Origin of the sequence: Microcoleus sp. A006_D1 (assembly GCF_036702805.1) — a bacterium.
Lineage (GTDB): Bacteria > Cyanobacteriota > Cyanobacteriia > Cyanobacteriales > Microcoleaceae > Microcoleus.
This window is the reverse complement of record NZ_JAUBVZ010000002.1, coordinates 364,021-381,810: the sequence shown is the minus strand read 5'-3', so window position 1 is coordinate 381,810 and position 17,790 is coordinate 364,021. Positions and strand designations below refer to the sequence as shown.

11 protein-coding genes are annotated in these 17,790 nt (G+C 49.3%); 5 read left to right on the top strand and 6 right to left on the bottom strand.

Going from position 1 to position 17,790, the window contains the following annotated elements:
- Positions 1-60 precede the first annotated feature (60 nt).
- Positions 61-657 (top strand): Uma2 family endonuclease, encoded by a 597-nt coding sequence (locus QUB68_RS04550; protein ID WP_332989786.1) that lies wholly within the window; start codon positions 61-63, stop codon positions 655-657.
- A complete protein-coding gene (locus QUB68_RS04545) occupies positions 650-2,305 on the top strand; it encodes a mucoidy inhibitor MuiA family protein (protein ID WP_332989784.1) in 1,656 nt (551 codons plus the stop codon). The genes QUB68_RS04550 and QUB68_RS04545 overlap by 8 nt, the downstream gene beginning before the upstream one ends.
- A gap of 205 nt (positions 2,306-2,510) precedes the next feature.
- On the opposite strand, the gene QUB68_RS04540 is transcribed toward QUB68_RS04545, so the two are convergent.
- From QUB68_RS04540 to ebsA, 6 genes are all read right to left on the bottom strand, one after another.
- Positions 2,511-3,002, bottom strand: coding sequence for a YajQ family cyclic di-GMP-binding protein (locus tag QUB68_RS04540; protein WP_332989782.1), 492 nt, complete (start codon positions 3,000-3,002; stop codon positions 2,511-2,513).
- A 150-nt stretch (positions 3,003-3,152) separates the two neighbouring features.
- The gene (locus QUB68_RS04535) at positions 3,153-3,569 is read right to left on the bottom strand and encodes an MAPEG family protein (RefSeq protein ID WP_332990159.1); all 417 of its coding nucleotides are present in this window, start codon (positions 3,567-3,569) and stop codon (positions 3,153-3,155) included.
- Positions 3,570-3,584: 15 nt separating this feature from the next.
- On the bottom strand, positions 3,585-4,088 hold the full coding sequence (locus QUB68_RS04530) for a DNA recombination-mediator protein A (protein ID WP_332944888.1): 504 nt from the start codon (positions 4,086-4,088) through the stop codon (positions 3,585-3,587).
- Positions 4,089-4,355: 267 nt separating this feature from the next.
- Positions 4,356-5,453, bottom strand: a complete 1,098-nt coding sequence (locus QUB68_RS04525) for a phosphotransacetylase family protein (protein ID WP_332989780.1) — start codon at positions 5,451-5,453, stop codon at positions 4,356-4,358.
- Between the two features lie 458 nt (positions 5,454-5,911).
- The gene (locus QUB68_RS04520; RefSeq protein ID WP_332989778.1) at positions 5,912-11,878 is read right to left on the bottom strand and encodes a DUF4347 domain-containing protein; all 5,967 of its coding nucleotides are present in this window, start codon (positions 11,876-11,878) and stop codon (positions 5,912-5,914) included.
- A gap of 1,032 nt (positions 11,879-12,910) precedes the next feature.
- Positions 12,911-13,285: a type IV pilus biogenesis protein EbsA gene (gene ebsA, locus QUB68_RS04515; RefSeq protein ID WP_332989776.1), complete on the bottom strand. Its 375-nt coding sequence runs from the start codon at positions 13,283-13,285 to the stop codon at positions 12,911-12,913.
- 250 nt (positions 13,286-13,535) lie between these two features.
- On the opposite strand from ebsA, the gene QUB68_RS04510 reads away from it, so the two are divergent.
- From QUB68_RS04510 to QUB68_RS04500, 3 genes are all read left to right on the top strand, one after another.
- On the top strand, positions 13,536-15,059 hold the full coding sequence (locus tag QUB68_RS04510; RefSeq protein WP_332989774.1) for a glycosyltransferase: 1,524 nt from the start codon (positions 13,536-13,538) through the stop codon (positions 15,057-15,059).
- A 483-nt stretch (positions 15,060-15,542) separates the two neighbouring features.
- Complete coding sequence (locus QUB68_RS04505) at positions 15,543-16,772, top strand: succinate--CoA ligase subunit beta (protein ID WP_332989772.1); 1,230 nt, start codon at positions 15,543-15,545, stop codon at positions 16,770-16,772.
- Between the two features lie 84 nt (positions 16,773-16,856).
- On the top strand, positions 16,857-17,753 hold the full coding sequence (locus tag QUB68_RS04500) for a succinate--CoA ligase subunit alpha (protein ID WP_332989770.1): 897 nt from the start codon (positions 16,857-16,859) through the stop codon (positions 17,751-17,753).
- Positions 17,754-17,790 lie beyond the last annotated feature (37 nt).

Here is a 17,790-nt window from a genome sequence, read left to right as displayed (position 1 = left end):
AATCGAGCCGCTGAGCTAAAATTGAATTACTGCTAGCATTTTTAAATAAACAGGACAGTCATGGTTCAAACTATAGACAATCCCACAGTTTCTCCCGCAGCCGAGCAGCATTTCACTTGCCGCGGCTTAACATGGCATCAATTCAAAGCAATTCAAGCTAGTTTTGAGAATGTGCCTGGAGTGCGGTTATTTTATTGTCAAGGAGTTTTAGAAATTGTGGGCATTAGTAAACCTCATGAAGCGTTTCAATGGATAATTGGTCTATTGCTTGGGATCTACTTTGAAGTTAAGGAAATTGAATTTTTCCCTAGCGGTGCTTACAGTCAGATTGTTGAAGATAAAGTCGAGTATCAGGCAGATTTGTCTTATTGTTTCGGGACAGATAAGGATGTTCCTGACTTATGCGTTGAGGTAGTTATTACTAGCGGTAGTCCGATTAAACTTCAGAAATATCGGCTCATGGGTGTGCCGGAAGTTTGGTTCTGGGAAGACGGAACGCTAGAGCTTTACCATTTGCGAGAACAGGGTTATGAGCGAATTACAAACAGCGAATTTCTGCCAGAGTTAGACTTATCTTTGTTGAAGCGGTGCATTTTGTTTGCTTCGCCTTTGGAAGCACTAAAAGAGTTTCGTAGAGGGATTAGTAGCAATGACTGATTCAAATTCACTCGATCGCGATAATATCAAAATAGTAGAATCGCAAATTTCAGAAGTTACCGTGTACACCGATCGCGCCCTGATCGCACGACGCGGCACAGTCTCGCTGACGGGAAACGAGCGCGAATTGGCGATCGCCTCCCTCCCCACAACCCTCGAAACAGAGTCAGTCAGGGCCACGGGCGCGGGTACAGTCGCCGTGCGATTGCTGGGAGTACACACCGAAACCGTGTTTCACAGCGAACCTACGGGCGATCGCATCGCCGAATTAACCCAACAAATCCAAGAGTTAGAAACCCAAAAACGCGCCATAAAAGACCAAATCGCCTCGCGAAAAATTCAACTCAACTTTGTCGAGAATTTGAGCGAAAAAAGTGTCGCTTCCTTTGCTAGTGGCATCGCCAAACAGCAGATTGGTTTGAACGAAACTGGGGAATTGCTCAATTTTTTAGGCACTAATTATAAAAAGTACGTAAGTGCGATCGCCCAACACGAAAGACAGCAGCGCGAATTAGACAAGCAAATAGAAGCTTTGCGCCAGCAGTTGCGCCAAGTACAAACTCCCCATTCCCAGCAAAGTTTTAACATCATTGTTGCGATCGAACCAAGCGGCAGCGGCAATTTTGAACTAGAAGTTTCCTATGTAGTCATGCGAGCCAGTTGGACTCCCCTTTACGACTTGCGAGTAAATACTACCAACAACCAAATCAATCTCAATTACCTAGCCAAAGTCAATCAAAATACAGGCGAAGATTGGACGGGAGTAGCGCTGACTTTATCTACAGCGAAACCCGGATTAGGAAGTTTGCCGCCAAAACTCCAACCCTGGTTTATCGATATTGTTCACCCAAAATCTGCTCAAACCCGAGAATTTATGAGAGCACGCAGGGGACTAACTGCGGAAGCCGAAATGGAGGGAGACTATGTAGATGATTTTGCAGATTTTGAATTGCAAGAAGAGGCGCTATATGCCGCTGCCGCACCCGAACCCATAGCAGCTCAAACCGCCACAGCAACAGTATCCAGAGAAGGCAGCACCGTCTCATTTCAAGTAGGAGGAAATACCAATATTCCCAGCGACGGCACGCCGCACAAAGTCACTATTTTCAGCGAAAATTATCCCTCTAAACTTGAATATACCGCCGTTCCGCGTTTAGTCAGCTTTGCTTATTTGCAAACAATTGTCACCAATCCGATGACAGGTGCAACTCTGCTTCCGGGTAAAGCAAATATCTTTCGCGACAACACTTTCGTCGGTACTATGCAGTTAGAAAATGTTTCTCCCGGTGAACAATTCAAGCTGAATTTAGGAATTGATGAAAGATTAAAAATTGAGCGGGAATTAGTGGAAAGACAAGTCGATAAAAAACTAATCGGCAATCAGCGGCGCACGAGTTACGCTTATCGGTTAATTGTGACAAACTTGCAACAAGTACCTGCTAAGTTGACATTAAAAGAGCAACTTCCAGTCAGTCGCAAGGAGCAAATAAAAGTGCGGTTGACTCAGACTAATCCGAAGATCGTAGCAGGTGAAATGGGACTGCTAGAATGGATAATCTCTCTGCCGCCCCAAGCCAAGCAAGAGTTATATTACCAGTTTGTTGTTGAACATCCTCCAGATTTAACAGTCATCGGTTTAGATATTTAATATCACAGGAATTACGCATTAGTACCAAAGAAACCGGGTTTTTTACCTAATCTGTGACGAGAGAGAGGATTTTCGTAAAAAAACCCGGTTTCTGAGTCCCCGTGCGTAGGTTTTATATCAAGTAGGTACAAAGTTGTTTGCAGTCAGGACTTTTGTTTTTATTCACCACAACTTTGATGGCTGAAGTCCTGAGAAACTCTCAAATCTAGCGGTAATTGTTAAACTGCAAAGCCACCGGATAATCTTCTTGCTTCAAGCGTTGAATTACCAACTGCAAATCATCTTTGTCTTTAGCAGACACGCGCACTGAATCGCCTTGAATCGAACCTTGAATTTTTTTGAACTCATCGCGGATTAACTTAGTAATCTGTTTGGCGATTTCCTGAGTCAGTCCTTTTTTAAGTTTAATTTCTTGACGGACACGACTGCCGCTAGCAGGATCGATTTTGCCGTAGTCAAAAATTTTCAGAGATAAATTCCGCTTGGCGGCTTTTGTTTGCAAAACAGTGTGAATCGCATCTAGCGTAAATTCGCTGTCTGTATTGACAGTGATTGATTCTTCGCCCAATTCTACGGTAGTTTTGGTATCTTTCAAGTCGTAGCGGTTTTGAATTTCCCGCACTGTTTGGTCAACAGCGTTAACTAATTCTTGCCGATCGAACTCGCTGACAATATCAAAGGAATAACTAGCAGCCATAAATTATTAATTGGTAATAGGACATTGGGCATTGGGCATTGGGCATTGGGCATTGGGCATTGGGCATTGGGCATTGGGCATTAACAAGTAACCAATAACCAATAACCAATAACCAATAACCAATAACCAATAACCAATGACAACTGACAATTAGCCATTAACAGCCATCAAACTGAAATAGAATAAAGAAACAGTGCAAGAAGAACTAATCGCAAACATGAGCGATCGCCCCAGCGGCACATTCAGAATATAGAAAACCGAAAACAACAACCGGGCTACAGGAAAAGCGATCGCAGCCAAACCCGCCGCCTCCGAATCAACCCCCGTCACAAAAGCCATCAAAGCCGCCGCTGAAAACAGCATAAACGTCTCAAACGAATTTTGGTGTGCCCAAGTTGCCCGCTGAGCGTAAGCAGGCAACCTCTCAAACATCGCGCGAGGTGCTGCTTGATCGTAACCTAGCTGCAAGCGGGCGAGGGCAACCACCAAAAACGGTGCGTAAACCAGCGCCGCCGCCGCTGCAATACAATCAAGCAAAATAACCGACACAGGCAATCCCAACAGCATCATCCGCCTCGCATTTCAATCAAAATAGAACAGAGTAACCACTTTGCGCTGTTCCTCGGCATCCTGGCAAGTTTTCAGCAAAGTGTGGCTTTCGTGAAAAGCAAAACAGATCAGTTGCTGACAGCGAGAAATAATCTCCTGATTGCACATGGCGCTTGCTTCCGGGAGAGACAAGCTGTCATTTTTGGGATTTTCTACCAAATGTATCACTTGTTCGAGTTGGTCGCGGGACTCCCGAGGCTGGCGGCTCATGCTTTGTGGCAAAATCACCGTCAGCAGATTAGGATCTGCTCGCATTGCCCCCCGAATCGCGGCTGAATTGGTGCCTGTAGCCCCCGATGTGATGAGCTGGTTGCCTCCCAGAACTAAGGCGTAGCTCAGCATCTCAATTAGCTGCTGGTGGGTAATAGGAACGTGGCGAGAACCCAAAAGAGCAACTCGCTTGGAGCTGGTTTGCTGGATTGCCGCAAGTTCTTGTAAAAAATCATCAACTCTGGGTAGCTCAATTGATTGACTCAAAGAATTTATTAAATTAAATAAAACTACGTTGTGGATTCTAGCAGACTGAATAGCAATTGCCACCAAAAAGAAGTTAAGAATTGCTGATTTACGAGATCTGACCAGAAATGGGGAGATTTGAGGAAGCCAGAAGGCAGAATGTCTGAAGGTATAATTCCAGAAAAATTGAGAATTTAAGATTTTTTTATTTTTATTTATAAAATAAAAAAATCTCTTTGCCTTCTTCGCTCTGCCGAATAGCTTCTTCGCTGAGTTCCGGCTGTCTGCTTAATGGACTCGATCGCCCATGCCCAAGGATACCATCATGCCCTTGAGGTCAAAGTGTTCTGCCATTAGCTGAGTAACGCATTCCACTTTTATCGGTTCGTGCAGGCGCACGCTACCAAAGGTGCTGTCGATAATTTCCACCGTGGTTAAGGTATCCAAATCCACAGACAAAACTGGAATTTCCATTTCTTCCGCCCTGCCGATCACCAGGGGAGAAGGAGGCAAGTGGCCTGTGAGAATTAAGCACTGAGTCGAGCTTTCCAGAGCCGCTAGCTGAATGTCCGTGCGATCGCCCCCGGTGACTACCGCCATATTTCTGGCTTTGCGGAAATACTTCATAGCTGAGCTAACATTCATCGCACCAATTGTCAAGGTTTCCACCATCAAGTCCAAACGGTCTCGACGGCAGAGGACATCAGCTTTCAATTGGTGCACCAATTCTTTGACACTGACGCTACGCAGCAAAGCGCTTCTCGGCAGCATTCCCAAAACCGGAATACCCTGTGCCTCCAGAAAAGGCCGCACAGTCGCCGTGATGGATTCGAGTTTGTCCGAGGGAACGTCGTTGAGTACAACGCCAGCCAAGCGCGAACCCAAACGCCGCTTAGCCGACAGCAAATCGTCTACATAAAGATCGATCGGGCGCACTACCAGCAGCACAGAGGCATCAACCGCCTCAGCGACTTGAGCCAAAGACAAGTCAAACAGACTGCCTTCCTCCAAATTAGCGGGGCCTTCTAATAGCACCAAGTCTCCGCAGTCCGCTTGCAAATATTGCGCCAGAGACTGGCGGTAATCTGTCTTGTCTTCTCCCCGCAAACGCTTGTGAACAGTTTCTTCGTCCAAAGACAGCAGAGTTGACGGTATCTGACTTTCTGAGAGCTTCAGCGTCTCTACCGCGAACCGCACGTCTTCCTCCTCGGCTCCAGCTCCGGGCGAGCTGAAACAGGTTCCCAGAGGTTTGCCGTAGGCGACGGCGAGTCCTTGTTCCCGGAGTGCGAGTGCCATCCCGAGGGCGATCGCGGACTTGCCGCTGTAAGCTTTTGTGGAACCGATCAGCAAATATTTAGTCAATTTGGGTACGCCTTCTCTCCTCAATTTGCACCTGTCTATTTAAATAAATTTAGTTTCTTCAACCGTATTTCTGCACCGCGACTCAATTTCGCAATCCGATTATACTCGATTTGGTCACTGTTGCACCGAGCGATTTTTTGCTTGAAATTTTTATTGACCTGTTCGCCACCTTTTTGTTCGCATTTTTTTCACATCTTTTTTTAAAGCCGTTTTTTCAGAGTGTTTTTTTAGCGGCGTTTTTTGACAACTATTTATCGCTCCTAATTTATTTGAAAGGTGTTTTTTATTAGAACAATTATCCGCCAATTCTGTTGCGCAAATTAGACAACAACATTGTTACTGAGCCTGAGAAAATCAAAAACACATAAATCGTCTGGTGGGGTGGCATTTCGACCGCCCAAAGGCTGATTGCGATGCCAGCCCGATCGCAGTTCAAGAGCAGTAGATTGATTTTGATTAGCTCAACCTACTGCGTTTTCGGCTCAGCTACCGAGCCGCAAAAGTTGAACGAAATCCGACGGGGCGATCGTACTTGCTTGCACCCCATTCAAAACTGCCAAGAGTTGCCCAGAATTCCCAATGTTGATTAAGGTTGCGCCATTGCCTTGGCTAATGCTCAGTTGAGAAAAGGTCAAACCACCCGCTAAACTCAGCAAATCTTCTCCTTTCCTAAAGTCAGATACAATATCACTTCCTTGCCCGGATGTCAAGACAAATAAATCGCGTCCGCTGCCGCCGACCAAAGTATCGCTGCCCTCATCACCAATCAACACGTCATCCCCAGCACCGCCGAGCAAGCTGTCATTGTCTTTACCGCCCAAAATCGTATCGTTGCCAGCATCGCCGTTGATCGTATCGCTGCCTTCATTACCGAACAACAGGTCATTGCCAGCACCGCCACACACTTGGTCTTGACCGCCAGCAACACCAACAGGCAACGGGCTGCCAATATCCCCATACACCGTGTCATCCCCGTCACCGCCACAGATAGAGTCATTGCCTTGGTCTCCCAACAGCAAGTCGTTGCCCGAGTCGCCTAAAATTACGTCGTTGCCCTTGCCGCCACGGGCAGTATCGTTGCCATCACCGCCAGAAAGCGTATCAGAGCCATCCTGACCGCTGAGGTAGTCATTGCCCTTGGCACCGAATAACAAGTCGTTGCCACCGCGATCGCGATCGGATTCACTGTTAGTACCGCCGTAGAGACTGTCATTTCCCTCTTCGCCCACAAGGGTGTCAGAACCGAGTCCACCCCAGATTAGGTCGTCATCTTTGCCACCAAAAGCAGCGTCGTTGCCCTCACCGCCAAAGAGGGTGTCGTAGCCAGCTTGACCGTTGAGGTAGTCGTCGCCGGGGCCGCCCAACAGCAAGTCGCGATCGACAGAAGGGCCAACGGGAGTGTTGCTGATCAATCCGCCAAATAGGTTGTCGTTCCCCGCCAAACCGACAAGCACGTCGTCTCCGCCCAAACCGTTGATGCCGTCGCCACCACTGCCGCCAGTCAGGCTGTCGTTGCTACCGGTACCAACCAGGTTGTTTTGAACCGGATTGAAACCTTGAAGAGGACTGATTCGGGGTAAGGTAATTTGCGCGCAAATGCAATCTGGATCGTCAGGTTGCTGCGGAGTTGGAGTTGGTGTCGGAGTTGGTGTCGGAGTTGGTGTCGGAGTTGGTGTGGGTGTCTGCCCTAATATCGGCTCAAGTGTCGGCGAAAAGTTGATGATTGGTGCAGGTGTCGGCCCAGGTGTCGGTGCAGGTGTCGGCCCTGGTGTCGGCGTCGAGACGATAATTGTCGGCGAAAAGTTGATGATTGGTGCAGGTGTCGGCGCAGGTGTCGGCGTCGAAACGATAATTGTCGGCGAAAAATTGATGATTGGTGCAGGTGTCGTCGGCGTCGGGGCGATGTCGTTGTCGGCGATGGTGACGGTGACAGGTGCGATCGCCACGGGCAAGTATTCGCCAGCGCTGCCGGGGGCGACGCTGGAAAAAATCAATCCGGTATGGCTTCCTTCGACAAGAGTGTCGTCGGTAGCTTTGACAGTGACAGTTTGCGCTGCATTCCAGTTAGCGGGGGTGAAAACGATCGGTGCGATCGCATCTATTTGACTGCCCGCAGCGAAATTGACGGTAACTTTAGCCGTCGGCGCTTTAGTGAGGACAACGCTGTAGCTGCCATTGGCACCGCCTTCTGTGGCATCGGTGCTCGTGGGAATAACGGCGATGCCGGGACTGTCGTTGTCGAGAATCAAGACATCGACTTTGGGGATGCCGATATTGTTGTAAGCGAGATCGGTACTGCTAGCGCTAGATGCGATCGTACTCAGGTGCGTTCCTTCAACAACGGAGTCGTCCACTGCTTTGACAGTGGCGGTTTGAGGCAGGTTCCAGTTAGCGCTGGTGAAGGTGAAGGAGGCGATCGCTTCTATTTGACTGTCTGTGGCGAAGCTAACTTTAACATCATTTTTGGGCTGGCTGTTAAGCGCTACTTGATAGGTGTCCGTAGCACCGCCTTCAACGACAATCGTGTTGCCGCCGCTTTGGGTAACAGTCACGCCAGCAGCAGTAGTAGCTGTGTCGTTGTCGGCGATGGTGACGGTGACTGGTGCGATCGCCACTGGCAAGTATTCGGCCGCGCTGCCTGCTGCGACGCTGTGGCTAATTGTACCGTTGTGGGTTCCTTCGACAACAGTGTCGTCGGTGGCTGTCACCGTTACTGTTTGCGCCGTATTCCAGTTAGCGGGGGTAAAAGTGATGGGTGCGATCGCATTTATTTGACTGCCCGCGGCAAAGTTGACGGTGACAGGCGCTGTCGGCGATTTGGTAAGGACAATACTGTAGCTGCCAGTTGCACCGCCTTCTGCTGCATTGGTGGTGTTAGGAGTGACGGCGATGCCGGGGGAATCGTTGTCAATAATCAACACATCGACTTTGGAAATGCCGATATTGTTGTAAGCGAGATCGGTGCTGCTAGCACTGGCAGTGATGATGCTAAGCTGCGTTCCTTCAACGGCGGAGTCGTCTACTGCTTTGACAGTGGCGGTTTGAGGTACGTTCCAGTTAGCACTCGTGAAGGTGAAGGGCGCGATCGCTTCTATTTCACTGTCAACAGCGAAGCTAACTTTAACGTCACTTTTTGGCTGGGAAGTTAATACCGCGCTGTAACTGCCATTGGCACCGCCTTCTGCTGCTGAAGTATTTGTGGGAGAGATTTTTACCGCTGCGGTCGAGGTGGCTGTGTCGTTGTCGGTGATGCTGACGGTGACTGGTGCGATCGCCACTGGCAAGTATTCGGCAGCACTGCCTGCTGCGACGCTGTGATTGATTGTGCCACTGTGGGTTCCTTCGACCACAGTGTCGTCGGTGGCTGTCACTGTTACTGTTTGTGGCACATTCCAGTTAACCGGAGTGAAAACGATCGGTGCGATCGCATTTATTTGACTGCCCGCAGCGACATTGACGGTAACGTTAGCAGTCGGTTTAGTGTTGAGGGAGACTTTGTAACTACCTGTCGCGCCGCCTTCGGCTGCATTTGTGCTTGCAGGTGCGATCGTGACGCTGGGCGTACTGGCATTAGCGACATCGTTATCGGTGATGCTGACGGTGACGGGGGCGATCGCCACTGGCAGATATTCCGTCGCACTGCCAGCGGCGATGCTGTGGTTAATCGTGCCTGTGTGCAGCCCTTCGACTAAACTGTCGTCGGTGGCTTTCACCGTGACTGTTTGCGGTACGTCCCAGTTGTTCGAGGTGAAAGTGAATGTGGAAATCGAGTCGATTTGAAAACCGGTATTGAAGTTGACCTTAACTGGCGCAGTCGGTTTGCTAGTCAGCGCTAGCTTGTAACTGCCTGTAGCCCCGCCTTCGGTAGCTGTGGTGTTTGGAGGAGTAATTGTGACTCCGGCGGTATCGTTGTCGGTAATTTGGGCAATGACCGAGGCAGTAGCAATCAGGTTGTATTTCGCGTCTGTACTGGTGACTTTGTGGGCGATCGTACTGGAGTGCGTGCCTTGGTCTACAGCATCGTCCACGGCTTGAACAGTCACCAGTTGAGGCACGTTCCAGTTGGCGGGAGTAAATTTCAGAGCGATCGGGTTTCCGCCTCCAGCCCCCACGTCGCTTTGGATGTCTGGGGAGGCTGTGACAGTAACATCGGCCGCGGGCTGGCTGCTTAACACCGCTGTATAGTTATCTGTAGCCCCGCCTTCGCCGATTTTGGTGGTGCCGCCAGTCTCGATAATTTTTACCTGTGGCGTGTCGTTGTCGGTAATTGGCAAAATAAGATTGGCAACAGCAGTGCCGTCGAGGGTCACTGGTACACCGCCGTCGTAGTTAGCGTCGGCACTGGTGACACTACCGGTAATGATGCTGCTGTGAGGGCCTTCGGCTACGGCATCGTCTACGGCTCGGACAGTGATACTTTGAGTGACGTTCCAGTTGCTGGGAGTAAAGTTGAAGGTGACGGGGTTTCCAGCACCGGCCCCCAAGTCTGTCTGGGTGTCTGGTTTAAGAGTGAAGATTACCAGTTCGGTGGGTTGGCTTCTGAGCGCTACTCTGTAAGTATTGGGGCTGCCGCCTTCTGCCAGACCGGGGTTTGTAGGCTCTGAGGTGACAACAATGCCTCTGGTATCATTGTCCGCGATCGTCAGGCTGGCTATATTTGGGGAGCCGAGAAGGTAGTTGGTGCTCGGAGCGAGGGTGAATGTGACATTTTCATTGGGGTCAAAAATATTATCATCGATCGGAGTAATTGTCAGATCGACGCTTGTCTGCCCATCGGGAATAATCACTGTGCCGCTAGTTGGGGTGAAGTTGGTATTAGTACCCGTTGCAGTATAGTCAGTGGTAAAGGTGGCAGACCCCGCTACATTGAAATTAACAGAGAGCTGTCCGTTGGGGTTGGCGGTGCGGGTGATTCTAAAGGTGCCTGGAATCGAACCAGCTTCGGCCGGACTGCCCAGTGGGGCAATGCTGAGGACGGGGAGATTTAGTTCATTTGGCGGTAGCGTCCCAAATATGGTGGTTGTGGCGTAGCTAGTAGACTGATTACCTTCAAGCGAAAATCTATTTCGTAGGGCAAGGGCCAGGTCGTAGGGGCCTGAGCCGATTGGCAGGGGGTCGATGAATTGATCTGCATCCAGGCCGTCGCCGTATACTGAGTCGTCTAGCGCACCGCCTACGGTAATTTTGTCGCGCAACGGTAAGTATTGGTCAATTTCGTAGCGGCCCGGTAAGGCATTTGACCCCCCTATACCCGTAATCCCCACAAATGTCGTTGGTAGTGCAGGGTTGTCTCCGCTGTCCGTTTCAAATAGAATTTCCTCCGTACCTGAAACACGACGACCGCCAGTGTCTTGAATAGAGCCATCAAATTGCAAGTCGCCGTCAACATAACGCATTAACTCAAAGTCTACTCTTGTAGCTCCAGGGTTTGTAATCCTGTAGGTTTGAGTTAAAAGACTCCCTTTCCTTACCCCATTTACTACTAGGTCTGTGACTGTCTGAGTCAGTGCAAAGTTAAGACCGCTAAAGTTGAAGGTGCTTTGAGCACTTGTTGAAGTTGAGTTAGTAATGCTTGGATTGAGTCCGCCTGTATTGCCGATGGAGCCGGTAGTCAGAAAAGTATATCCTCCTGTACCGCCCACCCTCATGGCTACCCCAGACTGAAAAGTGGTGCTGTTCGCTGGTAGGAGACCGATCGGGTCATAAAACGCATCAGTGGTTCCACTGCCAAAAACAGCCCTGCCAAAAGACCCAAAGGCATCTACTCCGACTGTAACGCCTCCATCCCCTGGTACTGTATTCAAGGTAGGTAAGGTAAAGGCATAATTGTTCAGTGTCTCGGCTTGAATTGCCGCATTTATTTCAATTTCGCCTGTGCTTGCCTGAAGCTGCCAATCTCCTCCTAAATCTGCACTCCCTGTCAGGCTTGTAGAAGCTGCGATTTTTGCTTTGGTCAGGCTGCTGATTTGCTGAATGAATGCTTGACCGCGATCGCCTGCTGCCACACTGCAACCGTAAAGCAAAATCTCTGCTTTTGCACTCAGCGATGCGGCCCATTTTTGCAGTTGGCTGGCGTAAGCATTCAGTGTCTCTAAACTTAATTGAGCTGTGCCTAATTGCAAGCTGCCGGGACTGCCGTGGCTGATGATGTGCAGTGCAGATACCTGCTGACAATTGGCTAGATACTCGCTAATCTGGGCAACACCGTCTTGCTTCGAGTCGAGGATAACTGTGATGATTCCGGGTTTGACTCCGGCAACTAAGCTGTCGTAATCTGCAACGGCTGTGTCAATAAACACAATCTCTGAAATTTGTTTGCCCGCAGCCTGCTGAGCATCCGCAGGTTTTGCACTATTTGCTGCGGCTGTTGTGGCGCGTTCAATGGTAAATTTTGTTGGGCGATCGGTAATTAAACAATCTGTAGACAGTTCCTTGGTTAGCTGAGTCATAATACACCTCTTGCAAAAATTGGTAGGTTTTTATCTGTAGCTGCAATACCTGATATGTAGCCTTCTATGAGTTATGCACTTACTCAAAATCACCTAGGAGTAATTACAATAACTGATGTTTGCTCTTTGGTTACTTAAGTTGCTAGATAGTGGCTCAAAGGAATTGGTATAATTTAATTCGGTTTTTGCCGCTTATCTGCCAAATTTGAGCATGAAAATTAGACCCCCAAAATGACGGTTTATAAATTATCTCAGAGTCCTCCGAGCCAAAAATCAGGACTTAGATTAAATCCCTGCGATCGCCAGATTAGTAAAAATTACTTGCTGAAGACAGGTTTAATAATTTAAAGGGCTTTCTGAGAAATTAACTAATTTTAGTTTTGCTCTCATCCTAAAAGGCCTCGGTGATATTACTGAGAATGTTTACAAATATTAATACCTAGATAAACTTAGGATTTCGGCGGAAATGTGCTTTACCTCAAATCAAACACCAATTCCCTGGTATTGGAGCATGGAGCATTGAAGATTAAAGAATTGGGAACGATATCATGTCCGGTGGATTACCATCACAAAAACGGATCGCACGCGCGATCCGTTCGCGTCGCGCGTGCGGTTAATCGATCGGATACGATATGACTGCTAAGAACAACTAGGGTTACGATATTCCTTTCTGTTGCACGATTTTTACGAAGAGGTCTCAGTAACAGGATTTGACGCTTGTTGCACAACAAATACAGCAGTTTTCAATTGCCTAAAATACAGGTAGGGACTCAGGCAAAGCCTGAGTCCCTACGCGAAATCTGTATCGCAATCAACGGAAAACTGCTGTAGATTTGCTTGAGGAGCGAGTATAGGCGATCGCGCCCAAAGCGATTGGGAATTATCCCAGAACTTAGTTAGTATTTGGACTTAAACAATAGGACAGGCGCACCGATCGTGTAATATCGCCGTTTGTAGCGGCCGCAGACAGTTAGTGCGCCCCAGAACGCGCCAAGGATTGGCGCAATTTCCCAAGCGCGGGTGCAGTGAAAGTTACTCATCCATGCGCATCAGCTTGCGATAAAACATTTTGGAAAAATCGACGGTACGAGTCCGTTGCAAAGTTAAAAGTACCTCAATTAAGCAACTGACAAACTCAGAGCTTTGCATAGTTACTTCATAGCTGAGTTCAGCATTGCCGTCAAACAGCACCCGACAGCGGGTTAAATCGATCGGCAGCGACGAGATATTCCAACTAGCGACAAAGGGTATATCTTCGCCGCCGTCAATTTTTCTTGCCCCCTCCAAGCTTTTGAGCTTGTAGAGACCGATAGCGTGCGGCAAAAACTTGCGCCGGGGCTCCTGACAGAAAGGCGCGTAGACTTTCACTTCTTTGTCGTCGGCGGGCTTCAGTTGAGGAAGAGACATATTTCCACATCCTGACAATTACTACTAGCAGTTTAGTTGAGCTGCTCTGCAAAAATTAGCAGATATTCCAGGGTAAGCGCAAGCAAAAGTCAAGCCGAATAGTCTGTGCCATGCCAGTTTACCCTTGCCGTACTCTTCAGCGGGCCCACTGAAGAGTCCTGCCGTCTGCTTTCGACAAAATCCCAGAAGCTGGTACAGTAGATACTTATCTTTAAAATCAAAAACTATTGGTGGTTGAATCAAGTAACCTATGCAGGAGAGTTCTTGGCCAGAAAACGACGATCGCAGCGAGCTTAACTTGGACATCCCTGATTTAGCTAAAGAAGAGCTCAAGAGTTTGACCTCGAACTCGAAGGTAAGCAAAATATTTGCCCTACCAGACATGGGCGACAGGGTATTCGGGGCAGAAACCTCATCAGAGCGAACGGTGGCGGTGTCTGTGCCGGGAACTCCCTCTTTTCCTCAAAATCTGTACCGGGGACGGCGGGGAAAAGCTGCCGCGCTGCTGACTGCGATTTGGGGAGGGACGATCGCCCTGCACTTGATTTCTTGGGGTGCGTGGGTAGTCTGGGGGTTGACGGGGCTGCTGTGGATGCAAGCATTGCGAGTTTTGTTTGCCGAGCCGGGGCCCGTACTGCCTCCTCTTGCCGATGAAAGTCGAGAAGATTGGCCCTACGTCTCGCTGCTGGTGGCGGCGAAAAATGAGGAAGCGGTGATTGCCAGATTCGTACAATCAATCTGCAATTTAGATTATCCGATCGACCGTTACGAAGTTTGGGCGATCGACGATCACAGCAGCGACAGCACGCCCCTAGTGTTGGAAAAGCTCACCAAACAGTACCCGCAGCTCAAAGTATTTAGCAGAGGAGCAAATGCCAGCGGTGGCAAATCAGGAGCCCTGAATCAAGTTTTGCCGCTGACTCGCGGCGAATTTGTGGGCATATTTGACGCCGACGCGACGGTAACACCGGACTTGCTGCGCCGGGTGCTGCCGGTGTTCGATCGAGCACAGGTAGGGGCGGTACAAGTCAGAAAAGCCATCGCCAATGCTGCGGTAAATGTGTGGACTCGCGGCCAAGAAGCAGAAATGGCTCTCGATAGTTTTTTCCAACAGCAGCGAATTGCGATCGGCGGCATTGGAGAATTGCGCGGTAACGGCCAATTCATGCGCCGCACCGCCTTAGAACGCTGCGGTGGCTGGAACGAGGAAACCATTACCGACGACCTGGATTTGACCGTGAGGCTGCACCTAGACCAGTGGGACATTGAATTTCTGGCTTTCCCAGCCGTGTCTGAAGAAGGAGTCACTAACGCTCGCGCCCTGTGGCACCAGCGCAATCGCTGGGCAGAAGGCGGCTATCAGCGCTATCTAGACTACTGGCGCCTAATTTTGCGCAACCGGATGGGAACTGGGAAAACTTGGGATTTATTTGGATTTTGGGTATCTCAATATTTCTTACCGACAGTAGCGCTGCCGGATTTTTTAATGTCAATTACGCTGCGCCGGATGCCTCTAGCCAGTCCCATAACTTTTATGACCCTTACTTTGTCGCTGGTGGGAATGTTTGTCGGTTTGCGCCGCACTCGCAAAGAGACCAAATTTGACATTAAAAGAGTTTTTGTCACCTTGCTGCAAACGCTGCGGGGTACTGTGTATATGTTGCACTGGCTGCTGGTAGGGATTGTGACGGCTCGGATTTCGGTGCGTCCCAAGCGACTGAAATGGGTTAAAACCGTCCATCAAGGCACTGCTAAGTTGACAGTTGACAGTTGACAGTTGACAGTTGTTGGGTTGACAGTTGACCGAAGGAAGATGGAAGAGGCAAGAAGTCATTAGTCATCAGGAAGAAGGGAGAAGACATACACGGCAAGCTTGAACGCGAGCCGTATTTGAGGTTTAATTAGGTGATTTACTTAGCATCAATTGATAATTAGCTGGCAAATATCTCGGAACAGTATCGTCAAAAATCGGAAGATAAAAGAACTACCAAGCATCTCCCTAGAGTGTTCCAACCCGATTCAACAGTCAAAGTTTAAGAATTTCTATCGCCCAAAAAAAAATGAAACAGCTTAGGTGATCGGCGATCGGCGAGCGGTAATAGCGAATAAGTAATCGGCAATACAAAAGTCGAAAATTAAAAGAGAAAAGCCATAACTTTTCAATTTTAACTTGACAAAAAGCCAATTAGTATCTATTAATTATGAATTGCCAATTACGAATTGCTTGTTGCCAACTACCCGTCACCCGTTATTAAAAATGGATTTGTTAGAGTACCAAGCTAAATCTTTATTTCGCCAGATGGCAATTCCGATTTTGCCGTCGCAGCGGATTGACAAACCCGCTGACCTCAAAGGGCTGAAAATTCCCTACCCAGTTGTACTTAAGTCGCAAGTGCGGGCTGGGGGACGAGGCCGGGCGGGTGGCATTAAATTTGTGGAAAATACGATCGATGCCGTAGCTGCTGCTCAAACAATTTTTAATTTGCCGATCGAAAACGAATATCCCCAAGTGCTGCTGGCAGAAGCAAAGTACAATGCTGACCAAGAATTGTACTTAGCTGTACTCCTAGACCCCATAGCCCGCCGCCCGGTACTTCTGGGTTCGAGACAAGGAGGTATGGATGTCGAAGGGTCGATCGACAAAATGCAGCAAGTTGCCGTAGACCAGGAATTTTCGCCATTCTACGCCAGGCGTCTGATGCTGAAAATGGGATTGCAGGGAGACTTGATTCAATCGGTGAGCACCATTGTCGAGAAAATGTACCGGCTGTTTGTCGAAAAAGATTTAGATTTAGTAGAAATCAATCCTCTCGGCATCAGTCCAACGGGAGAACTCATGGCTTTAGACGGTAAAGTCACCGCCAACGATGATGCCTTGGGGCGGCATCCAGACTTGGCCGCACTTTCGGGTAAGAGGCAAAGCAGCGACTTGGTAGGGGACAGGAGAAATCCCTATGCGGGCGATCGCCGGAATTCTAACTCGAAGCTGCTGTACTCGCCGCCGGAGTTTGACCCCAAACCTCAATCCGCAATCTCGGATGAAAAATCCCTGCAATTAGTCGAACTAGATGGGAATATCGGGATTTTGTGCAACGGAGTGGGCCTGACAATGGCAACTCTGGATGCTGTAGCCCACCAAGGAGGAAAACCAGCTAATTTTGTGAATATGGGTTCCCTAGACCGCTACGACGGGGCAAATGCTCTGCGCGATCGCACGGAGTTGGGTCTGGAGTTAGTCGCTCAAGATAAAAGCGTTAAGGTGATACTGGTAAATATTTTGGGCAGCGCCTCCAAGACGGAGGAAATCACCGCCGCAGTAGCAGGCTATTTGGAACGGAAAGCCCGCGCCAACCGCCACATCCAAGTTGTGCTGCGCCTGGTAGGGGTCGATGCTGATGCTGTTAAAAAGCGTTTGGGACAGTTGCCGGTGCGGCTAGCTAGCACTTTGGATGAGGCCGCGGCTCAAGCTGTCTCCGGGGCCAAGTAGCGACAGTCGATCGGCAAAACGAGAGCTCTGGACAACAGATGAAAGCCTTCTGCTTTTTAAAGATCGATTGTTAATTTGGAAAACATGAATTTAACTCCTGAAAGCAAAGTCCTAGTACAGGGCATTACAGAATCTCCCGCCTCAACCCGTGTCGCCCTGATGATGAAAGCATACGGCACTAATGTAGTCGCTGGTGTCAGTCCCGGTCGGGGGGGGCGGGAGTTGGAGGGAATTCCGATTTTTGATTTGGTAGAACAAGCAGTGGCGGCAGTGGGTCACATCGATTCTGCGGTAATTTTGGTAGACCCTTACTCGGTGCTGGATGCGGCTCAAGAAGCGATCGCGGCAGGAATTCGGCAAATTGCGATCGTCACAGAGGGAGTGCCTCCTCTGGATATGGTGCGCTTAGTCAGAAAAGCAGAAGCCACCGAAACGTTGGTAATCGGGCCCAACACTCCGGGGATAATCATCCCAGACAAACTGCTGCTGGGAACTCACCCCAAGGAATTTTACACTCCCGGCCCGATCGGAGTGATCAGCCGCAGCAGCACTTTGACTTACGAAGTTGCTCTAGAACTGACTCAGGCGGGGTTGGGACAGTCGATGGCGGTTTGTATTGGCTGCGACGCGATTGTTGGTTCTTCTTTTATGCAGTGGCTGCAAATTTTGGACGAAGACGACTGTACGGAGGCGATAGTTTTGATCGGGGAAGTTGGCGGTTGGAGCGAACAAGCTGCTGCTTCTTACATCGCTTCGGCGATCGACAAACCTGTGGTTGCTTATCTGGCTGGCCGCTACGCTCCCAAGGGCCCGTCTTTGGGCCACGCCGGCATCCTGATCAGTTCTCGGGCTGCTGCCCAGAAAGCCTTTGGAGTTACGGCCCAAAACAAAATGGCTGCCTTTGAAGAGGCGGAAATACCCGTAGCCACTCGGCCTTCGGAGGTTCCTAAGTTACTCAAAAAATTGCTCAAGAAAAATTGATTGCTTCGGGAGAATTAGGGCGGGGGCGGGTTTGGTC

Bases quoted from the DNA above. Each gene is read 5' to 3' on its own strand.
- QUB68_RS04550 (WP_332989786.1), top strand. From the start codon at position 61: ATGGTTCAAACTATAGACAATCCCACAGTTTCTCCCGCAGCCGAGCAG.
- QUB68_RS04545 (WP_332989784.1), top strand. From the start codon at position 650: ATGACTGATTCAAATTCACTCGATCGCGATAATATCAAAATAGTAGAA.
- QUB68_RS04540 (WP_332989782.1), bottom strand. From the start codon at position 3,002: ATGGCTGCTAGTTATTCCTTTGATATTGTCAGCGAGTTCGATCGGCAA.
- QUB68_RS04535 (WP_332990159.1), bottom strand. From the start codon at position 3,569: ATGCTGTTGGGATTGCCTGTGTCGGTTATTTTGCTTGATTGTATTGCA.
- QUB68_RS04520 (WP_332989778.1), bottom strand. From the start codon at position 11,878: ATGACTCAGCTAACCAAGGAACTGTCTACAGATTGTTTAATTACCGAT.
- ebsA (WP_332989776.1), bottom strand. From the start codon at position 13,285: ATGTCTCTTCCTCAACTGAAGCCCGCCGACGACAAAGAAGTGAAAGTC.
- QUB68_RS04510 (WP_332989774.1), top strand. From the start codon at position 13,536: ATGCAGGAGAGTTCTTGGCCAGAAAACGACGATCGCAGCGAGCTTAAC.
- QUB68_RS04505 (WP_332989772.1), top strand. From the start codon at position 15,543: ATGGATTTGTTAGAGTACCAAGCTAAATCTTTATTTCGCCAGATGGCA.
- QUB68_RS04500 (WP_332989770.1), top strand. From the start codon at position 16,857: ATGAATTTAACTCCTGAAAGCAAAGTCCTAGTACAGGGCATTACAGAA.